Origin of the sequence: Salibacter sp. (assembly GCF_031581065.1) — a bacterium.
Classification (GTDB): Bacteria; Bacteroidota; Bacteroidia; order Flavobacteriales_G; family Salibacteraceae; genus Salibacter.
This window is the reverse complement of the sequence record NZ_JAVLBN010000044.1, coordinates 1-17,055: the sequence shown is the minus strand read 5'-3', so window position 1 is coordinate 17,055 and position 17,055 is coordinate 1. Positions and strand designations below refer to the sequence as shown.

12 protein-coding genes are annotated in these 17,055 nt (G+C 42.4%); 5 read left to right on the top strand and 7 right to left on the bottom strand.

Going from position 1 to position 17,055, the window contains the following annotated elements; genetic code table 11:
* Positions 1–575: 575 nt before the first annotated feature.
* Positions 576–1,601: a tRNA (adenosine(37)-N6)-threonylcarbamoyltransferase complex transferase subunit TsaD gene (gene tsaD / locus RI557_RS09605; protein WP_310683490.1), complete on the bottom strand. Its 1,026-nt coding sequence runs from the start codon at positions 1,599–1,601 to the stop codon at positions 576–578.
* A gap of 61 nt (positions 1,602–1,662) precedes the next feature.
* Between tsaD and RI557_RS09600 the strand changes: the two genes are divergently transcribed.
* The 3 genes from RI557_RS09600 to RI557_RS09590 all read left to right on the top strand — a co-directional run bounded on the left by RI557_RS09600 (position 1,663) and on the right by RI557_RS09590 (position 7,810).
* The gene (locus tag RI557_RS09600; RefSeq protein ID WP_310683484.1) at positions 1,663–6,195 is read left to right on the top strand and encodes a translocation/assembly module TamB domain-containing protein; all 4,533 of its coding nucleotides are present in this window, start codon (positions 1,663–1,665) and stop codon (positions 6,193–6,195) included.
* 92 nt (positions 6,196–6,287) lie between these two features.
* Positions 6,288–7,085, top strand: coding sequence for an SDR family oxidoreductase (locus RI557_RS09595; protein ID WP_310668264.1), 798 nt, complete (start codon positions 6,288–6,290; stop codon positions 7,083–7,085).
* Positions 7,082–7,810, top strand: a complete 729-nt coding sequence (locus RI557_RS09590) for a hypothetical protein (RefSeq protein ID WP_310668263.1) — start codon at positions 7,082–7,084, stop codon at positions 7,808–7,810. The genes RI557_RS09595 and RI557_RS09590 overlap by 4 nt, the downstream gene beginning before the upstream one ends.
* A gap of 125 nt (positions 7,811–7,935) precedes the next feature.
* Here RI557_RS09590 and RI557_RS09585 read toward each other — a convergent pair whose 3' ends face one another.
* A complete protein-coding gene (locus tag RI557_RS09585; protein WP_310683482.1) occupies positions 7,936–8,556 on the bottom strand; it encodes a DNA-3-methyladenine glycosylase in 621 nt (206 codons plus the stop codon).
* Positions 8,557–8,603: 47 nt separating this feature from the next.
* Here RI557_RS09585 and RI557_RS09580 point away from each other — a divergent pair, with 47 nt between their 5' ends.
* Positions 8,604–9,353, top strand: coding sequence for a hypothetical protein (locus RI557_RS09580; protein ID WP_310683480.1), 750 nt, complete (start codon positions 8,604–8,606; stop codon positions 9,351–9,353).
* 268 nt (positions 9,354–9,621) lie between these two features.
* On the opposite strand, the gene RI557_RS09575 is transcribed toward RI557_RS09580, so the two are convergent.
* From RI557_RS09575 to RI557_RS09555, 5 genes are all read right to left on the bottom strand, one after another.
* Positions 9,622–10,086, bottom strand: coding sequence for a PIN domain-containing protein (locus tag RI557_RS09575; RefSeq protein WP_310683478.1), 465 nt, complete (start codon positions 10,084–10,086; stop codon positions 9,622–9,624).
* Positions 10,087–10,161: 75 nt separating this feature from the next.
* Complete coding sequence (locus RI557_RS09570; protein WP_310668259.1) at positions 10,162–10,704, bottom strand: hypothetical protein; 543 nt, start codon at positions 10,702–10,704, stop codon at positions 10,162–10,164.
* A 442-nt stretch (positions 10,705–11,146) separates the two neighbouring features.
* Positions 11,147–12,058: a lysophospholipid acyltransferase family protein gene (locus tag RI557_RS09565; RefSeq protein WP_310668258.1), complete on the bottom strand. Its 912-nt coding sequence runs from the start codon at positions 12,056–12,058 to the stop codon at positions 11,147–11,149.
* Positions 12,055–13,665, bottom strand: a complete 1,611-nt coding sequence (locus tag RI557_RS09560) for a peptide chain release factor 3 (RefSeq protein WP_310683476.1) — start codon at positions 13,663–13,665, stop codon at positions 12,055–12,057. The genes RI557_RS09565 and RI557_RS09560 overlap by 4 nt, the downstream gene beginning before the upstream one ends.
* 100 nt (positions 13,666–13,765) lie before the next feature.
* Entirely contained in the window at positions 13,766–15,091 is a 1,326-nt protein-coding gene (locus RI557_RS09555; RefSeq protein WP_310683471.1) for an alkaline phosphatase D family protein, read from the bottom strand.
* 149 nt (positions 15,092–15,240) lie between these two features.
* Between RI557_RS09555 and icd the strand changes: the two genes are divergently transcribed.
* Positions 15,241–16,464, top strand: a complete 1,224-nt coding sequence (icd, locus tag RI557_RS09550) for an NADP-dependent isocitrate dehydrogenase (protein WP_310668255.1) — start codon at positions 15,241–15,243, stop codon at positions 16,462–16,464.
* The last annotated feature ends 591 nt before the right edge of the window (positions 16,465–17,055 follow it).

Below are 17,055 nucleotides of genomic sequence, written 5' to 3'. Positions count from 1 at the left end.
GAGTTATGTGGATTCGTGCCTACGGCACTTAACTTTTAGTATTTTAACTCTCACAATACTTCGACTCCATCCTTCAGCTTCGCATTTCGACTGCGCTCAAATCACCACTCAGGAATCCGCTCAATGCTCCGCTCATAAGTGGGTGTTCAGATTTAACCAATTTCTAATGCATCTAAACTTCATGATGGTTGAAAAAGTGAGCAACAGCGAACTCGCTGCGGCCGCTGCGTTATTTGCAGAGCTACCATCAAAAAAACTCTGCGTTCGCTGCGCTACCTAAAATCATCATTAGAACTTCTCTCGACCTGGGCCTCGACCTTGACCTTAACTCCCTATACTTCGACTCTGCCAAAGCTTCGTACTTCGATAAACTCAGCACAGCGCTCAGCATCTCTTAGAAGAACTTGCCATATGGCGTATTTCAATGGTTAGTGATTCTTAGATCCACGCACTTGCTGCGGGACGGGTCTGGCTTACTAAAAGCAAACTCCCAAATCTTAGTGAATCTTACTCTTTGACCACAGTCAAAGACTAGATGAACTTAGACCCTCGTTACGAAGGAACGGGGCTCAACCTCACATCTTCATCCTCGCCATCGGAGGTCGGTACTGGCCGTTATAGTTCTTTTCTAAAAAACTGTAATAGGCCGTAATGCCGATCATTGCAGCGTTATCAGTACAATAGGCAAAGGGCGGAATAAATGTATTCCAATTGTTCTTTTTGCCCAATTGAGTGAGAGATTCGCGCAGTTCAGAGTTGGCTGATACGCCACCAGCCAGAGCAATGTCTTTAATCCCGTGTTTTTTAGCAGCTCTTTCCAGTTTTTGCAAAAGAGCTTTGATGATCGCTTTTTGCACTCCGGCCGCGATGTGTGCCTTGTTTTTTGCTACGAAGTCGGGATCTAATTGTGTACCTTTTTGCAACTTGTAGAGGACATTGGTTTTCAATCCGCTAAAGCTGAATTCAAAATCGGGCATGTCAGCAACGGGAAACCGAAACTTGTCTGGATCGCCTTCTTTAGCGAGTTGATCGATAACCGGGCCGCCCGGGTAGGGAAGTCTCATCAGTTTGGCCACTTTGTCAAAAGCCTCTCCGGCTGCGTCATCCTTTGTTTCTCCCAGGACTTCCATTTCAAAAAAATCTTTCACCAAAACAATTTGCGTGTGTCCGCCCGATACGGTCAAACACAAAAACGGAAATTGCGGTATTTGACGCGACTTCTCACGGTTCTGAATGAAATGAGCGAGAATATGAGCGCGCATGTGATTGACCTCGATTACAGGCTTTTTGAGCGCGAGTGATAAACCATTGGTGAAAGATCCGCCAACGAGCAAAGAGCCCATCAACCCAGGTCCGCGCGTGTAACCGATTGCTGATAGCTGTTCCAGTTCAACTCCGGCTTGCTCAAGCGCCTGGTCTACAACCGGAATGATGTGTTTTTGGTGAGCGCGCGATGCCAACTCGGGAACAACACCTCCGTAAGCTTCGTGCACTTTTTGCCCTGCAACTACGTTACTCATTTCCACACCGTCAGCAATCACTGCTGCAGAGGTATCATCACATGACGATTCAATTCCCAAAATTACTACTTGTTCACCCATTTATGGTACTTTTGCGCGTCCCCCAATTATGGCGAGAAACAACTTGAAAGTCGGCAAAAATATGAAAAGAGCGTTGAAATGGCTCACAGGCTTAATCGGCTTGTTGGTGGTATTTCTTGCTGCGCTCTATATTTTGCTCATTACGCCTCCCGGTCAAACTTTTGTCACGCAAAAAATCGCTTCTTACGCCCAATCAAATCACGGAATTGATCTATCGGTCAGAGCCGTGGACATCGGCTTTTTCGATCACGTCATACTCGAAGGCGTACAGGTGAATGACGACCAAAACGATACTTTACTTTACGCAGGTTCTCTCGATGTTGGTGTGTGGGATTTGAGTTTTAAAGAGACTCAAAACGCACTCAATATCCGGTATTTTCAAGCTGATAGTTTGCATTTCCATTTAGTTCAGCAAGCAGGAGATACGAACACTAACCTGAATTATTTATTGAATAAGATTCCACAGTCAGAACCAGATACATCTGCCAGCAAACCATTTACCCTTACCGCTGGTGAAATTCACGTTAATAACTCGCACTTTATTTACAGGGACTACAACGTTACCCAATCAGATTCCGGAATTGACTGGAGTCATTTGAACTTATCGAAGCTGAACGTATCGGTAGTCGATTTCAGCCTGGATGGCGACACGATTTTGGGAGATATCCAAAAACTTCAGGTAGCAGACTGGTCTGGGTTTGAGGTTGAACAATTTTCGGGGAAAGCTCACTTTTCACCTGTGAAGACGGAAGTGAACGATTTGGTTATCAAGACTCCTAATTCTGACCTTAACTTCGATTTACGCTTTTCCTACAGCGAGTTGGCTGCCTACAGCGACTTTATCAACTCCGTAAAGATGACAGGCGAGTTCAATTCGTCTACACTGAACTTTGCTGATATCGCCTATTTTGCTCCAACACTGACAGGCTGGCGTGATACAATCCGTTTATCAGGTAAAGTAAAGGGGCGGGTGAGCAACCTCAAAGCCGATGATATGGATATCCGTTTTGGAAAATCGAGTCGGTTAGTTGGTGATATCAACATGAACGGACTACCCGATTTTGAGAATACGTTCATGATGGTTGACGTCAAGCAGCTCACGACCAATAGGTCAGATTTGCAAACGATTTCTATTCCTCCGTATGGATCTGACCAAAAACTACAGGTGCCTGCTGAAATTGGCAGAATGGGGAATATGCGGTTTACCGGGAATTTCACAGGTTTTGTAAATGATTTTGTGGCAAACGGTAAGCTCAAAACCCGTTTGGGCTCGCTGGAAACCGATATCAAGCTCGCGCAGAATGAAAGTGAGGTTTTCACTTACAGCGGGGAATTGATCTCGAAAAAGTTTGACCTCGGGAAGTTAGTCGATGCAAAGGAAACGGTTGGGAAAGTATCGCTCGTAGCCGATGTCAAAGGAAAGGAATTTGACCCGGAAACATTGGATGCTGATTTGGAAGGAAAGATCCAGGAAATTGAATTCATGGGTTATAATTATCAGGATGTTATACTTGGTGGTAAATTTACAAACAAGATGTTTCGCGGGAGTTTCTCCGTCAACGATACCAACCTGGCGATGGAATTTAGAGGTTTGATCTCGTTGCGTGATACAACCGAAATTAGAGCTGAGGCGCGCGTCATCAAATCTTATCCGGTAAGGCTCAACTGGATTGAAAAAGATTCATCATTCTTTTTGAGCGGGGCTGTAAACGCCAATTTTAAAGGAAACTCGATCGATGATGTGCTGGGTAAAGTTGTTGTTGATTCTGTCACAATTGCTGAAAAAGAGAAAATGGCCACGCTCAAACAAATTGAGTTTTCTGCTCGAACTAATGCGAGCGGAAAAACACTTCGTTTATCATCTGAAAATCTCGATGCTCAAATTAATGGCCAGTTCAACTTTGCTGAGCTTCCTAATGCACTGAACTACATGTTCTACGAAGTTGTGCCATCAGCTTATTCAGATCCGGTTGAAAGACCGAAAGAGGACGAGCAATTCGAACTCAAAGTAGAGCTGAATGAGTTTTCAAAATTCTCAAAGATTCTCGTTCCACAGGTGACCGTTCTGGATTCGCTTTACTTTGGTTCTAATTTCGATCTCAACAACAAAGAGTTGAACTTCAATCTCAAAACAGGATTTTTGGAAGTTTCCGGACTAGGTATTCAGCCGGTGTCAGCTACTTACCGCCAAACGTCTAACGAAGTGAATGTCGATATCTCGACCCGTAAAATCGCTTTTTCAGACAGTGCCTGGGCGAAGGACTTTACGATTAACGGAAACGCCCAAAAAGATTCAGCAATTGTTTCGATAGACTGGGACAACAAGCAAACTGATAAAAACTACAAAGGTGATCTCAATTTCAAGGGACAGGTTTTGGGGCCTAAAGAGCTAAAAGTGGTGTTTGAAAATTCCTATTTCACTCTTGCTGATACGCTATGGAAAGTCCCTGAAAACAGTTATGTCAAAGTCGATCACGATACTGTTACCATTAAAGATTTTCAATTCTATCATAAAGATCAGGGATTGAGCCTGAATGGTAGAATTTCTCCAAATCCATCAGATTCAGTTGTTCTGGAAGGAGATGAAATCGACCTCAGGTTATTCAACCTTCTATTGGCTCCGTATTCAATTGAGTTGGGAGGAGAGCTCAACGGTGAAGTAGCAGCGAACGATTTGTACAACACTCCAATGATATATGGAGATATGACCATAGATGAGTTGTTTGTCAATGATGTAGGTTTGGGAGACGCATCACTCATGTCGCGCTACCGATCCGGAAGTAACGATATTGAAGTAGATGCCGGCTTTGTGAAAAAAGGGACGCATCTAATGGATCTGAGCGGTTTTATTTACCCGCAAAAGAGCGACAGCGCCATCGACCTCGAGTTGAGCTTTAAAACACTTCCCGTGAGCTTTTCAGAGCCATTCATGGAAGACTTTATCACAAATTTAGAAGGAACACTTTCAGGAAAAGTGAACATTTCAGGGAAAACGACTGCTCCAAAACTCAATGGCGGACTCACACTCAGTGATTTTTCTTCAAAGGTGGATTACCTGAACACTTCTTACTCGATTGAGAAAGGAAATTTCTTCATCGATGACGGTATTTTTGGAGCCGATTTACTCAAAATCAAGGATGAAGAGGGCAGAGTTGCCCAGTCCAATATTTCCATCATCCACAACAACTTCAAGAACTTCAACTACGACATTTGGATCACGACCCCTGAAGGGTTTAAGGTTTTGAACACAACCGAAGAAGACAACGAGCTATTCTACGGAACGGCTAACCTCAGTCCTGAGAGCAGCGTCACACTTGAAACACGTTCGAGGGGAAACATCCAGCTCACTGTTAATGCCGGGACGGGTGACAACACGGCTATATTCCTGCCATTGACAGGAAGTGAAAATGTGAACGAAAGCGATTATGTGACTTTCATCGATCGCGATAGTCAGCGCGTTGAAGTGAATCCGGTCAAAGAAGCCAATATCAAGCAGGGTTTCATCCTGGATATCGACCTCGATGTGAGCGAAAACGCTATGGTTCAGCTCATTTTTGATAAATCAGTTGGCGACTTGATCGAAGCGCGGGGTGAGGGAAATATTTCGATCGACATCGATGAGTACGGGAACTTCGAGATATTCGGAACCTACGAAATCAACAAGGGAAGTTACCTCTTTACGCTCAAGGATCTGATCAATAAGCGTTTTACGATTAAGCCGGGCAGCTATATTTCATGGAATGGCGACCCGATGAAAGGCGAAGCCAATATTACGGCAGTTTACTCACTCAGAACCAATCTTTACGACCTAAATTTGCCCGTTACCACCGATACTAACGAGTTGAAACGCAGGGTTCCGGTCGATTTATTATTGAACATGACAGGCGACTACACCAATCCGGATTTGACATTTGATTTTGACTTGCCCGATAAGTATGCCGATATTGAAAGCATATTATCTAATATGGAAACGGGCGACAAAAACAAGCAAGTGTTTTCATTGTTGATCCTTAACAAGTTTGTCGCTTACGGCTCTGGCGGGCCAGGTGGTGGAACGAACAACGCTCTGGGAAAAAACTCATTTGAGCTGTTGAGTAATCAGCTCAGTAACTGGTTATCACAAATTAGTGATGAGTTTGATATAGGTGTCAATTACAGGCCTGGAGATCAAATTTCCAGCGAAGAGGTCGAGGTTGCACTTTCCACACAGCTGTTGAACGACAGAGTAGTGCTGGAAACGAACGTGGGTGTACAGGGAGATAACCCGAGTACTAATCGTGACGGTTCACAAATTATTGGAGACTTTTTACTCGAGTATAAAATTAGTGAAGATGGAAGTGTAAGGAGCAAAGTGTTCAATAGATCAAACACTTACAATCCGGCATATGAGAATCAAGCTCCTTATACGCAGGGTGTTGGTATTTCCTATCAGGAAGATTTTGCTACCTGGGAACATCTGGTTTGCCAAATCAGACGTAGGTTTATGAGTGAAGAGGAAAAGAAAAACCTCGATTGTGAAGAATATGTGAGACAGAAAGCCAGATTGCGTGAAGAAAAGAAGAAAGCTGAGCAGGAGGGAAATGAAGCTGATTAGAATTTAAAAAATACCTGGTCATCATCTCATCTTTATTCACATTAACAAAAGTTGAGAAAATCAGATTATTGAAAAACCTATTTTTGTCAAGAATGAATAAGCGAATTGCAATACTTGGATGTGGTTGGCTGGGACTACCACTTGCTGAAAAACTCATCGATGAGGGCTATGAAGTAAATGGATCCACAACTACAAGTGTCAAGCAAAAACTGTTGCGTCAAAAAGATGTTACTCCTTTTTTGATCAACACTGAAAACCTGGATGAAGATACTTTTTTAGATTTCTTACAGGTTGACACGCTCATCATTACGATGACTCCCCAGAGCAAAAAGCGGTACAGAAAGTTAATCGAGTACGTTGAGAAATCACCTGTAAAGAAAATTCTATTCGTGAGCTCAACTGCTGTATATCCCGCAAATAACGATGTTGTACACGAAAAGGACGCAGTTTATATGAAAAGCGTTCATTCTGGTAGAGTAATGCTCGAACTGGAAGAGCTTTTCACCGGAAACGACAGCTTTGAAACTACGGTAATTCGCTTTTGCGGATTGTTTGGTCCGGCAAGAATTCCCGGTCGTTTCATGTCAGGATTTCGTGATCTCAAAGGAGGAGATAATCCGGTCAACATGATTCACCTCGATGATTGTGTTCAAATCTTGTGGCGCATTATAGAGCGTGATATTTGGGGAGATGTTTTCAATGCCTGCAGCGATCATCACCCGTCAAGAAAAGAGTTTTACAAGATTGCTGCTGACTCTGCCGGACTTGCTCCACCGGAGTTCTCCAACAAGCAAGAGCCCGATAAGTACAAAGTAGTATCGTCAGATAAACTCAAAGAAAAGCTCGATTACTCATTTATTCACCCAAATCCACTCAAGGCGCTTAAATGAAGTTGATCTCGCTCATATCAATGCTCTTTTTGGTTGGATCCACTCTGGCTCAAAAATCACCTAAAATAGAGGTGAAAGGAAAGGTCATTGGTGATGAGGGCGAAACATCATTCGCTACTTTATTTGTCGTGAATAAGCGAACAAGAGTGGGAAACTTTGCTGAGCCAAATGGGTCTTTTCAAATCAAAATCAGAAAAAACGATACACTGTTAATTGGAGCCTCAGGCTACAAGACATTCAAATTGAGTTTTGCCGATTCTACTTTCCGTGATGTGTATGATGTTACTGTTCATCTCAACAAGTTGAGCGTACAACTCAAAGAGGTAGAGGTTTTTGCAGAGCGTGACTTAGTGGAAATCTACAAGGACATTGAAAAGCTCGGTTACGATGAAAAGGAATACAAAGTAACCGGAATCAACGCTCTTGAAAGTCCTATCACGGCTCTCTACGCATCGTTGAGCAGGAGAGAGCGCAAAAAACGGGAGGCGTACAGACTCATTAACGAAGATAAAAAGCGCAAACTCCTCAAAGAGCTCTTCCAGCAATACGTTGATCACGACATTATCCAACTCAAAGAAGATGAATTTTACGAATTCATCAACTTTTGCAACGTGAGCGAAGAGTTCATGCAACAATCCACACAATACGAGTTCATCCAATACGTAAAGATGAAATACCGACTTTACAAAGAAGTTACCCGGTTTGATGAATATGAGCGTTATTAAAAATCGAATTAACTACGTTTTGCATTTAATTGTAAAGCTCTTCAATGTTTAGATCAAATTATTTTTTAGTTGTCCTGTCCTAATTTTCATTTTAAAGATTTCCAGTGAAACACAGTGAATTAGATTTATGACACTATTACTTTTGCCACATAATCCTTACCGATAAAAGGGTTTCCCTTCACACGAAAACGCCAGTTTCGCAGAGCATCTTCACCGGCATAGTCAACACCAACGCGGTGAGATTCCATTATTTCCTGATCGTGAATTTTAATATTGTGATCTTCGATAAAGATATCATTGTCAACGAGATCCAAGCCATAATGATCGAGCGAAATATCCATCGCTTTCGACACTTTTCCCGGTCCGTCACTCACCATCCGTTTCAGTCTTGTTTGATTCCTGCGTTCCAAAACAGCATCGATGTTTTCGATAGGTTCTACGGCTCTGACCAGCACCGCATCAGCTAAATCCTTTTCATTCGTCACAATGTTGAAGAGCGTGTGAATACCATAACACAAATACGTGTAGACTTTCCCGCCTGTATTGTACATCACCTCAGTTCGCGGTGTGCGTTTTTGAAAAGAGTGTGCAGCCCTGTCGTTTCGGCCACAATAAGCTTCCGTTTCAACAATTTTGGCCTTTGTGACTATACCGTTGACATTTGTCACCAGGACTTTCCCCAGCAAATCCTTACTGATTTCAACCACATCATTCCGCGTATAAAATTCTCTTTTGAGCTTACTCATGCTTGCCTGGTGTGACTTATTTTATCAATTTAGAGCAAAATTAGAGTATGTTGCGAATCTTGCTAATTCTTCTATTTCCGGTTGTTGCTTTTGGTCAATACGTACCTGAAGATGACATCAATGCTGATGTAGCCTTTGAGCAGCCTTTCTTCCTCTCGGTCAGAGCCGGAGTTTCAGCTCCCGTAGAGGATTACGGTAGGTCGAGCGTGTCAGATTCTGATCCGGGATTTGCCAAAACCGGCTATTATGTAGTTGGCCAGTTTGAGACGTATTGGGAAAACGGATTGGGGTTATTTGCTGGAGTAAGGTACAATCAAAATCCATTCAATGAAAGCGATTTTGGAAAAGCAAGCCTTTCAGTCAATCCGGGCTTTGAATTGTTGAGTTCACAGTCAGATCCGATTCGCGACATCATGGGAGAAGCAGGAATAGCGGTACGCAAAAAGCTGAGTTCAAACCTCTATTTTGTTACAAGGTTAGGAATGGGCGTTTTTCAAAACACATATCCCGGACAACGCATTAGATTGGAAAACCAGCAGGGAGAATACATCGTGCAGAGCAATGAATCACAGGCCAGTAGTGAATACTGGACGGCAGGGATCGATTTGCATTACGGATTATCAGAATCTGTAAAACTCGTTCTGAACACTGCTTATGTGAGCGGAAATGCAGAACACAAAGAAGTACCACAAAGAACAACTGAAGTAGCCACCGGCAGGCAAGCAACAACACGATACGATATAGAAAACAAACTCCGCCTTTTCAATGGCGGAGTAGGGATAATGTTTTTGTTTTAAGCTCTTGTAATTAAGAAATTGGGAAATGCACTAATGAGCACTTTTTTGACTTTCTTTAAAAAGTTGATAGGAGGTGAGTCGTTGGTTTTTAAATAATTTATAATCTAACCTGTTTTTTTAGTTACTGTTAGGTTTTATTCGCCCTCTCTCAATGCTTCTCTTTCTTAAATAATTCAAAATCTCTTCTTGAGACATCTTGGCGAACATTTTGCTCAATCGGTCTTTTTGCTCACGGGCAAATTTAACCGCATCAAATCCTTTTTTCTTTTCAGTTATCATAATTCATTAAATCTCTTGGTGCACGAATTTCAAGTTGTTTATATCCATTTTTTAAATTAATCGAATTGTATCCTCTAATACGCTCAATATTAACGATATGTTTAAAATTCCAACTCACAAGCAGATCAGCTTGATAAATAGTTGCTAATGCAATATGTAGGCAATCAGCATAACTGGTTATACCAACAACTTCTTCTTCAATATATTCAGTTGCTAAGCCTACGGCCTCATCGGTATCTTCGAGAAACTCAGTATATGATTTGTTGAGTTGATTAACCAGTTTTTTAATATGTTCTGGTGCGAATTCTAACTCTTCATCAATCATTGTTGAAATAAGCACAGTGAATTCACCGTTCAGAATTCTCTTAAATAGAGGTATAGTAAACTCCTTAAATTCATCATCGTAATATCCACCAAAAACAGAAGTGTCTAAATAAATCCGCTGTTTTTTCATAGAATAAATATACCAATTTCAACGAGATATCACAATCAAGATATGGATTCTATTGCCTTTCACTAAATTATAAGCTTAATCATCAAGCTGATCGATTTGCTGCTGGAGCATCTCGTTGATCATTTTCTTTTCCTGAGCAGTTAAGTTTTGTTTTTGACCATTATTTTGAGCGTGTTCTTTCAAATATTCATAGAGATCTTTCTTCTTGATTTCATAAGCGATAAAGACAGTGTACTCCTGCTCGTTGAAGTATTTTTCTTCACCGATTTTCCTTATTTCGCCAATCTTCGTGTTGACAACTGCACGCGTTAAACTTTGGAATTTTCCGGTGATTTCATTTTTGTCTTCGTAATCTGTTTGAACAAAAAAGTCATCAGCGATTTCTTTGATCTGCGTTTCTACCTGTCCGGCCAATGAAGCTCTCGCCTGTACATCTGCTTTTTTCATAGCAATTTGTTCGTCCCGACTTTGCGCTTTTCCAACAGCTCTGAAAAAGCGATTATTGCTCTCGTAGCGGTTTCCGGAAAAAGGGTCTTTTAATTTTGATCCGTAAGGAGACTTACACGACCATGCAAATACGAGAAGAGCTGATAAGATAAATAGAGTAGTACGTTTCATGATTTTGAGTTTTGTGTAAAGATAACATAAACTGTACCAGAGTGGAGTTTTGAGTTCTGAATTAGCCACAAAGTTGCAAAAACTCAAAGTTAGTTTCTTCGTGTTATTTGTGACTTTGTAACTAAAATCGCGGCCTAAGCCTTGACCTGTGGGACGTGCTTACAGCACTCGTTGGGAGCTCACCTTACTTTAGCTCTGGGCTGAAGCCCAGAGTTATGTGAGTTCGTGCCTGCAGGTCTACACGAAACTAAGCTCCTTTAACAGCTTAAAAATTTAATAATACCAAAATCAACATTAGAACGCTCTTGGCCTCAACCTTGACCTCAACTCTTAGTGAATCTTAGTCCTTGACGCAAGTCAAGACTTAGATGAACTTAGACCTACTGACGCTCCAGTCAGTAAAAAGCTCGTAACGAAGGAACGGGACTTGACCTCCACCTAACTAAACCCCACCAGTGTACCGCTTCGAATACATTTCTTCCGGCAAATCATCAGGGCGTTTGTGTTTCCAGCGTTTGTGCGTCCAAATCCAGTTTTCGGGAGATTCGCGAATTGCTTTTTCCAGCGCCTTGGTGTGGATCTCTGTGATTTCGCCATCGCTGTATTTTTGCGGATCGGTGACAAGCTCAACAAATTTGCAGGTGTAATATCCGCGTTTTTTTCTTCTGATATCTACAAAGACAATTGGCAGATTGAATTTTTTGGAAATCCGCTCGCAACCTAAAAATACCGGAGTGTCACGATTCAAAAACTCCATCCAGTATCCTTTGTGAGGTCGGGGGGTTTGATCAGCTATGAGTCCGGTTAGTGTAATGTCGTTGTTTTGTTGTTCTTCCTCCAGCTCATCATAGACTTCCTTCATGGCGGTGAGTTTACTGCCAAACCGACTACGCAAGTCGATAAAGAGCTGGTCAAATGGTTTGTTGTGGAGCGGTTTGTAAACACCGTTGAGCAAATGTTTTCCCTGCAAACTAAACGTAAGGCAGGCGTATTCCCAGTTGCCAAAGTGGCCCATAACGGCTATCGCGCTCTGACCGTTATCATAATATTTTTCCAGTACTTCCAGGTTTTCAAATACAAACCGCTTTTTGAGTTCCTTTGGCTTAATGCTGATGCCTTTTACAATTTCCACGATCAGATCCGCAAAGTAGTGGAAGAATGATTTTTCAATTCGCTTGCGTTCTTGTTCGTCTTTCTCGGGAAATGAGAGGCGTAACTGTTCGCGAACAAGCGCTTTCCTGTAGCCAACAATATGGTACACGATAAAGTAAACCAACCCCGATAGGCCGTAAAGCACCGATAGCGGTAGCCTGCTTAGGAGCTTGATGATCGCAATTCCAAACTTTGTCATCATGCGTTAACTTTCTGGTCGATTTTGAACTCGCTGGTCGTGTGGAAGTCGATATCAGGATAGTCCTGAATAGCCTGGTTCAACAGGAACTGACTCTCAGCTAAGAATACCCAGTTATCATCTTTGTCTTTTGCCACGTAGCGAGCCTTGACACGCGTAAAATGATCGAGTTGTTCCTCATTATCAGTCGTGAGCCAAACAGCTTTGTGGTAATTCTTGTGGTGGAACTCAGCCGATGCTCCGTATTCGTTTTTGAGTCGGTACTGGATTACCTCAAACTGGAGTTCGCCAACCGTACCGATGATTTTCTTGTTTCCAGGTTGTTGCGTAAAGAGCTGTGCCACGCCTTCCTCGGTGAGCTGTTGAACACCTTTATCCAGTTGTTTTGATTTCATCGGGTCCTTGTTCACTACCTCCTTGAAGATCTCAGGAGAGAAGCTTGGAACGCCTTTGTAATTGAATTCTTCGCCCTGTGTGGTGAGTGTGTCGCCAATCTTGAAATTACCTGTATCGTACAATCCGATCACATCACCGGGATATGCCTCATCCACAACCTCTTTGCTGCGAGCCATGAAAGAGTAGGGGTTTGAGAATTTGATCTTCTTTCCCTGGCGAACGTGGTGGAAAAACTTGTTGCGTTCAAATTTACCCGAGCAAACACGCAGGAATGCAATTCTATCGCGATGGTTGGGATCTATGTTTGCGTGAATCTTGAAGATAAAACCGCTGAACTTTTCGTGCTCAGGCTCTATTACTCCTTTGTCAGACTCTCTACCGAGCGGACGCGGAGCAATGTTCACGAATTTGTCTAAAAGTTCCTGCACACCAAAGTTATTCAGAGCCGAACCGAAGAAAACCGGGGCGGTATGAGCGTTTTCGTATTCCTTGATTTGGAAAGGATCGTAAACACCTTCAACCAAATCAACATCTTCACGCAATTGATCAGCAGCACTTTCACCGAGTCGCTCATCGAGTACTGAGCTGTCCAGGTCTTTGATGCTGATGACATCTTTTTCTATACGTTGTTTGTTGGCATCAAAGAGGTTGATCCCTTTTTCTTCAAGGTTGTAAACACCCTTGAAACGTTGACCCATACCAATTGGCCAGGTGAGTGGTCTCACATTGATATCGAGTTTTTCCTCCAGCTCATCCATCAATTCAAAAGGATCTTTCCCTTCGCGGTCGAGCTTGTTGATGAATATGAGAACGGGTGTGTCGCGCATCCGGCACACTTCCATCAGCTTTTCTGTTTGTGCCTCCACACCGTTAGCTGCATCGATCACCAAAATAACCGAATCCACAGCCGATAATGTACGGTAAGTATCTTCAGCAAAATCCTTGTGGCCGGGCGTATCCAGGATATTGATCAACTTGTCGCGGTATTCAAATGTCATCACCGATGTAGCCACGGATATACCACGTTGCTTTTCAATCTCCATAAAGTCAGATGCCGCAGTCTTCTTAATCTTATTATTTTTCACCGCACCCGCAATTTGGATAGCTCCCCCAAAAAGGAGGAGTTTCTCAGTGAGCGTGGTTTTCCCCGCATCGGGGTGGGAGATGATGGCAAACGTTTTTCGCTTGTTTATTTCTTCAGAAATCTTACTCATAATGCGCTAGAAAATAGGTGGCAAAAGTATTGAAAAATGAGGAATGGCAGCGCATTTCGGTCAGAACCGGAATCCGGCTCTGACCGTAACCTCGCAGTATCTACCACCTTTCGATGTCTCGTGTCCAAATGAGTTCGCCATCAGTATCACGGATTTCGATCGTTGCTTTGCGCTCTTTGTACGGACCACTCATTTTCATAATCCCGAAGTTGCGTTTGCCGTAATGCGTGCCTTCTACACGGTTTTCGTTTTTCTCGTCAACTGAGTTGTAAGCTGTTGATGTGAGTGGTGAAACGGTGAGGTCGTAAATCTTGTTATCGCCTCGTTCCAGCTTGCTAAGCTCTGTTTTATGGCGATCACCGGTTAGGAAAATTACATTTTTGATGCCTTCTTCAAAAATAGCATCGAGTAACATCTTGCGCTCTTCAGGGTATGTGGCGTAATTCTCGTATTTATCAACCGTGTTGAGTACCTGTCCGCCAACAGCTACAAACTTGAATGTCGCTTTGCTGGTCACCAACGCATCAATGAGCCATTGAATTTGTTTTTCACCCAGGTAAACGCGATTACCTGTTTTGCGGTCATTGGGTGACTTGAACCAACGGTTGTCGAGCATGAAGAAGGCAGCATCGTTGTAGGTAAACATTGTAGTGGCGCACTCTTCATCTTTAAAGCCGTAAGATGGATTGGCCCAAAATTCTTTAAATGTTTCCAATGCCCAGTTTTTGTGGATGTAGCTTCTGTCTGCATTGTTGGGACCGTAATCATGATCATCCCAAATGGCGTAGTTGTTAGCAGAGCCGAGTAGGGGACGCATTTCATCTACATCTCTACTGTGCGTGTAACGGTGCTGAAAACCGCTCTTGCTATCCCAGTCAACTTCTCGCAGGTAAGTGTTGTCTCCCAGCCATAACATCATATCGGGAGATTGTTCAAAAATGGATTCAAATATTTGGTAATCGCCACCGTATGGTTTTCCGGGTCTATCGTATTTTTTCTCGTTGATGTACGTACAGCTGCCCATTGCCATTGTCCAGTTTGGCGGCTCGGTGCGGTGTTGCCACAGTTCTTGCGATTTGAAAGTTGTGGGATAGTCGAAGTCGAGAACTTCTCCGTCAACTTCAACTTGATACGTGTATGTGCGGCCCGGCTCCAGACTGTCTGCTACGAGAGTTGCCGTGTAGGCTGACTCAACGGATGTTTGAACCGGTTCTGACCGAAACTTTTTAACTGCCTCACTACCAGTTGGAATCGTGTAATAAATCAAACTAACAGATGCTTCTCCATCAGTTTGAACCCACACGGCAGATTCGCGCATTGCTGAATAACCGACCATGGGTCCGTTTATTAATTGGCTTTGACTAAAGCTTAATGCTGAAGCTGATAAAAATAAGATTACCAGCACTTTATTTAAAAAAGAACTCATTTTGTATTTGTTTTGTTTGACTACAAAGAAAACCTTCTGAAGGCAAAGAGAGTGCCTTGTTGTTATGAATTTATCATTAAGTTGTATTTGATTACCTGAAGTATTTTATTTAGTTACTTTTGTGTTTATCCAAAAATCATAAAGTATAAATGTCAGAAAAAATAACGCAAAACAACGGAAAGCTAAACGTACCTAACAACCCTGTAATCCCCTTTATTGAAGGAGATGGAATAGGCCCTGATATTTGGGCAGCAGCAAAAAAAGTGTTTGACGCTGCAGTGGAAAAGGCCTATAATGGCGAGAGAAAAGTAGAGTGGAAAGAGATTTTCGCTGGTGAGAAATCTTACAACAAAACGGGAGAGTGGCTACCTGAGCCTACTTTTGAAGCAATTCGTGAATACCTTATTGCAATCAAAGGTCCATTGACTACACCGGTTGGTGGCGGAATTCGCTCCTTGAATGTTTCGCTGCGCCAGGAATTAGATCTCTACACGTGTTTGCGACCTGTTCGTTGGTACAAAGGTGTTCCTTCTCCGGTTAAGGCACCAAACGAAGTTGACATGGTTATTTTTAGGGAAAATACTGAAGATATTTATGCCGGAATCGAGTTTGAGGCTAAGTCTGAAGAGAATAAAAAGTTCCAGTCCCTGTTGAAAGATAACTTCCCTGATCGCTACGATCAAATTCGTTTTCCTGAAACGAGCGGACTCGGGATTAAGCCTATTAGTGAAGAGGGTACCGAGCGACTTGTTCGCGGAGCTATCGACTACGCATTTGAGCACAAGCGCGAAAGTGTAACACTCGTTCACAAGGGAAACATCATGAAATTTACTGAAGGTGCTTTCCGCGACTGGGGTTACGAGGTAGCCAAAGATCAATACGGAGCGAAAGATCTCGATGGCGGGCCATGGCAGGTTATCGAAAAAGATGGTCACAAGATCATTATGAAAGACGTGATTGCTGATGCATTCCTCCAACAGATTTTGTTGCGCCCAACAGAATACGATGTAGTAGCCACGATGAATCTCAACGGAGATTATGTATCAGATGCACTGGCTGCTATGGTTGGCGGTATCGGTATTGCACCGGGAGCCAACATCAATTACGACAGCGGATTGGCTCTGTTTGAAGCCACTCACGGTACGGCACCTAAATATGCAGGAATGGACAAAGTGAATCCGGGATCTGAGATCCTTTCAGGAGCTATGATGTTTGAACACATCGGCTGGAAGGAAGCTGCTGATGCTATTGTTCGCGGACTCGAAGGCGCGATTGCAGCTAAAACTGTGACGTATGACTTTGAGCGTCAAATGGACGATGCAAAATTGGTTAAGTGCTCTGAGTTTGGCGATCACATCATCAAGCACATGTAAGAAACAGACTTATTCATTAATAGTCAGAACCCTGACCACGAAAGTGCGTCAGGGTTTTTTGTGATTTTTGAAATCGTTTTAAGGGGAGGGGATCAAAACCTACTTAAGAAGCTGAAATATTTGAAAATACTGGTTTTTATATTAATTACAAACAATAGGGCTTTTTTTCTCTCATAGAAGCTTTTTAGTACATATCCCATGATATATTGTTGAAATTTAGTTTTATTTAGAAATGCATCCAATAGTTTTCGAGATCATAGCTCGATCTTTTAATGAAAACAATAATTCTGCTACTTTCTGATTTTACAAAATAAAAAATTTAACATTAGCTGCTTATTGAGAAAGAGCGTGTAGAAATTTGATTTTTAGCTATTTTGTGTTAAACTTTGAATTGTTAAAATAATTTAAAAATCTAAAATTCATTATAATGAAGGGTTGAGTAAGTTATGAAAACTCAAAGAGACAGCATTGCTATGACGGGCAATGTACCCACAAAACAAGATTTCTCTAATTCTAGAGAAACGGAATCGCTACTTAGCACTAATTTACCAACGTCAAATGCTAAGACCTTACGCTTTAATCAATTACTAA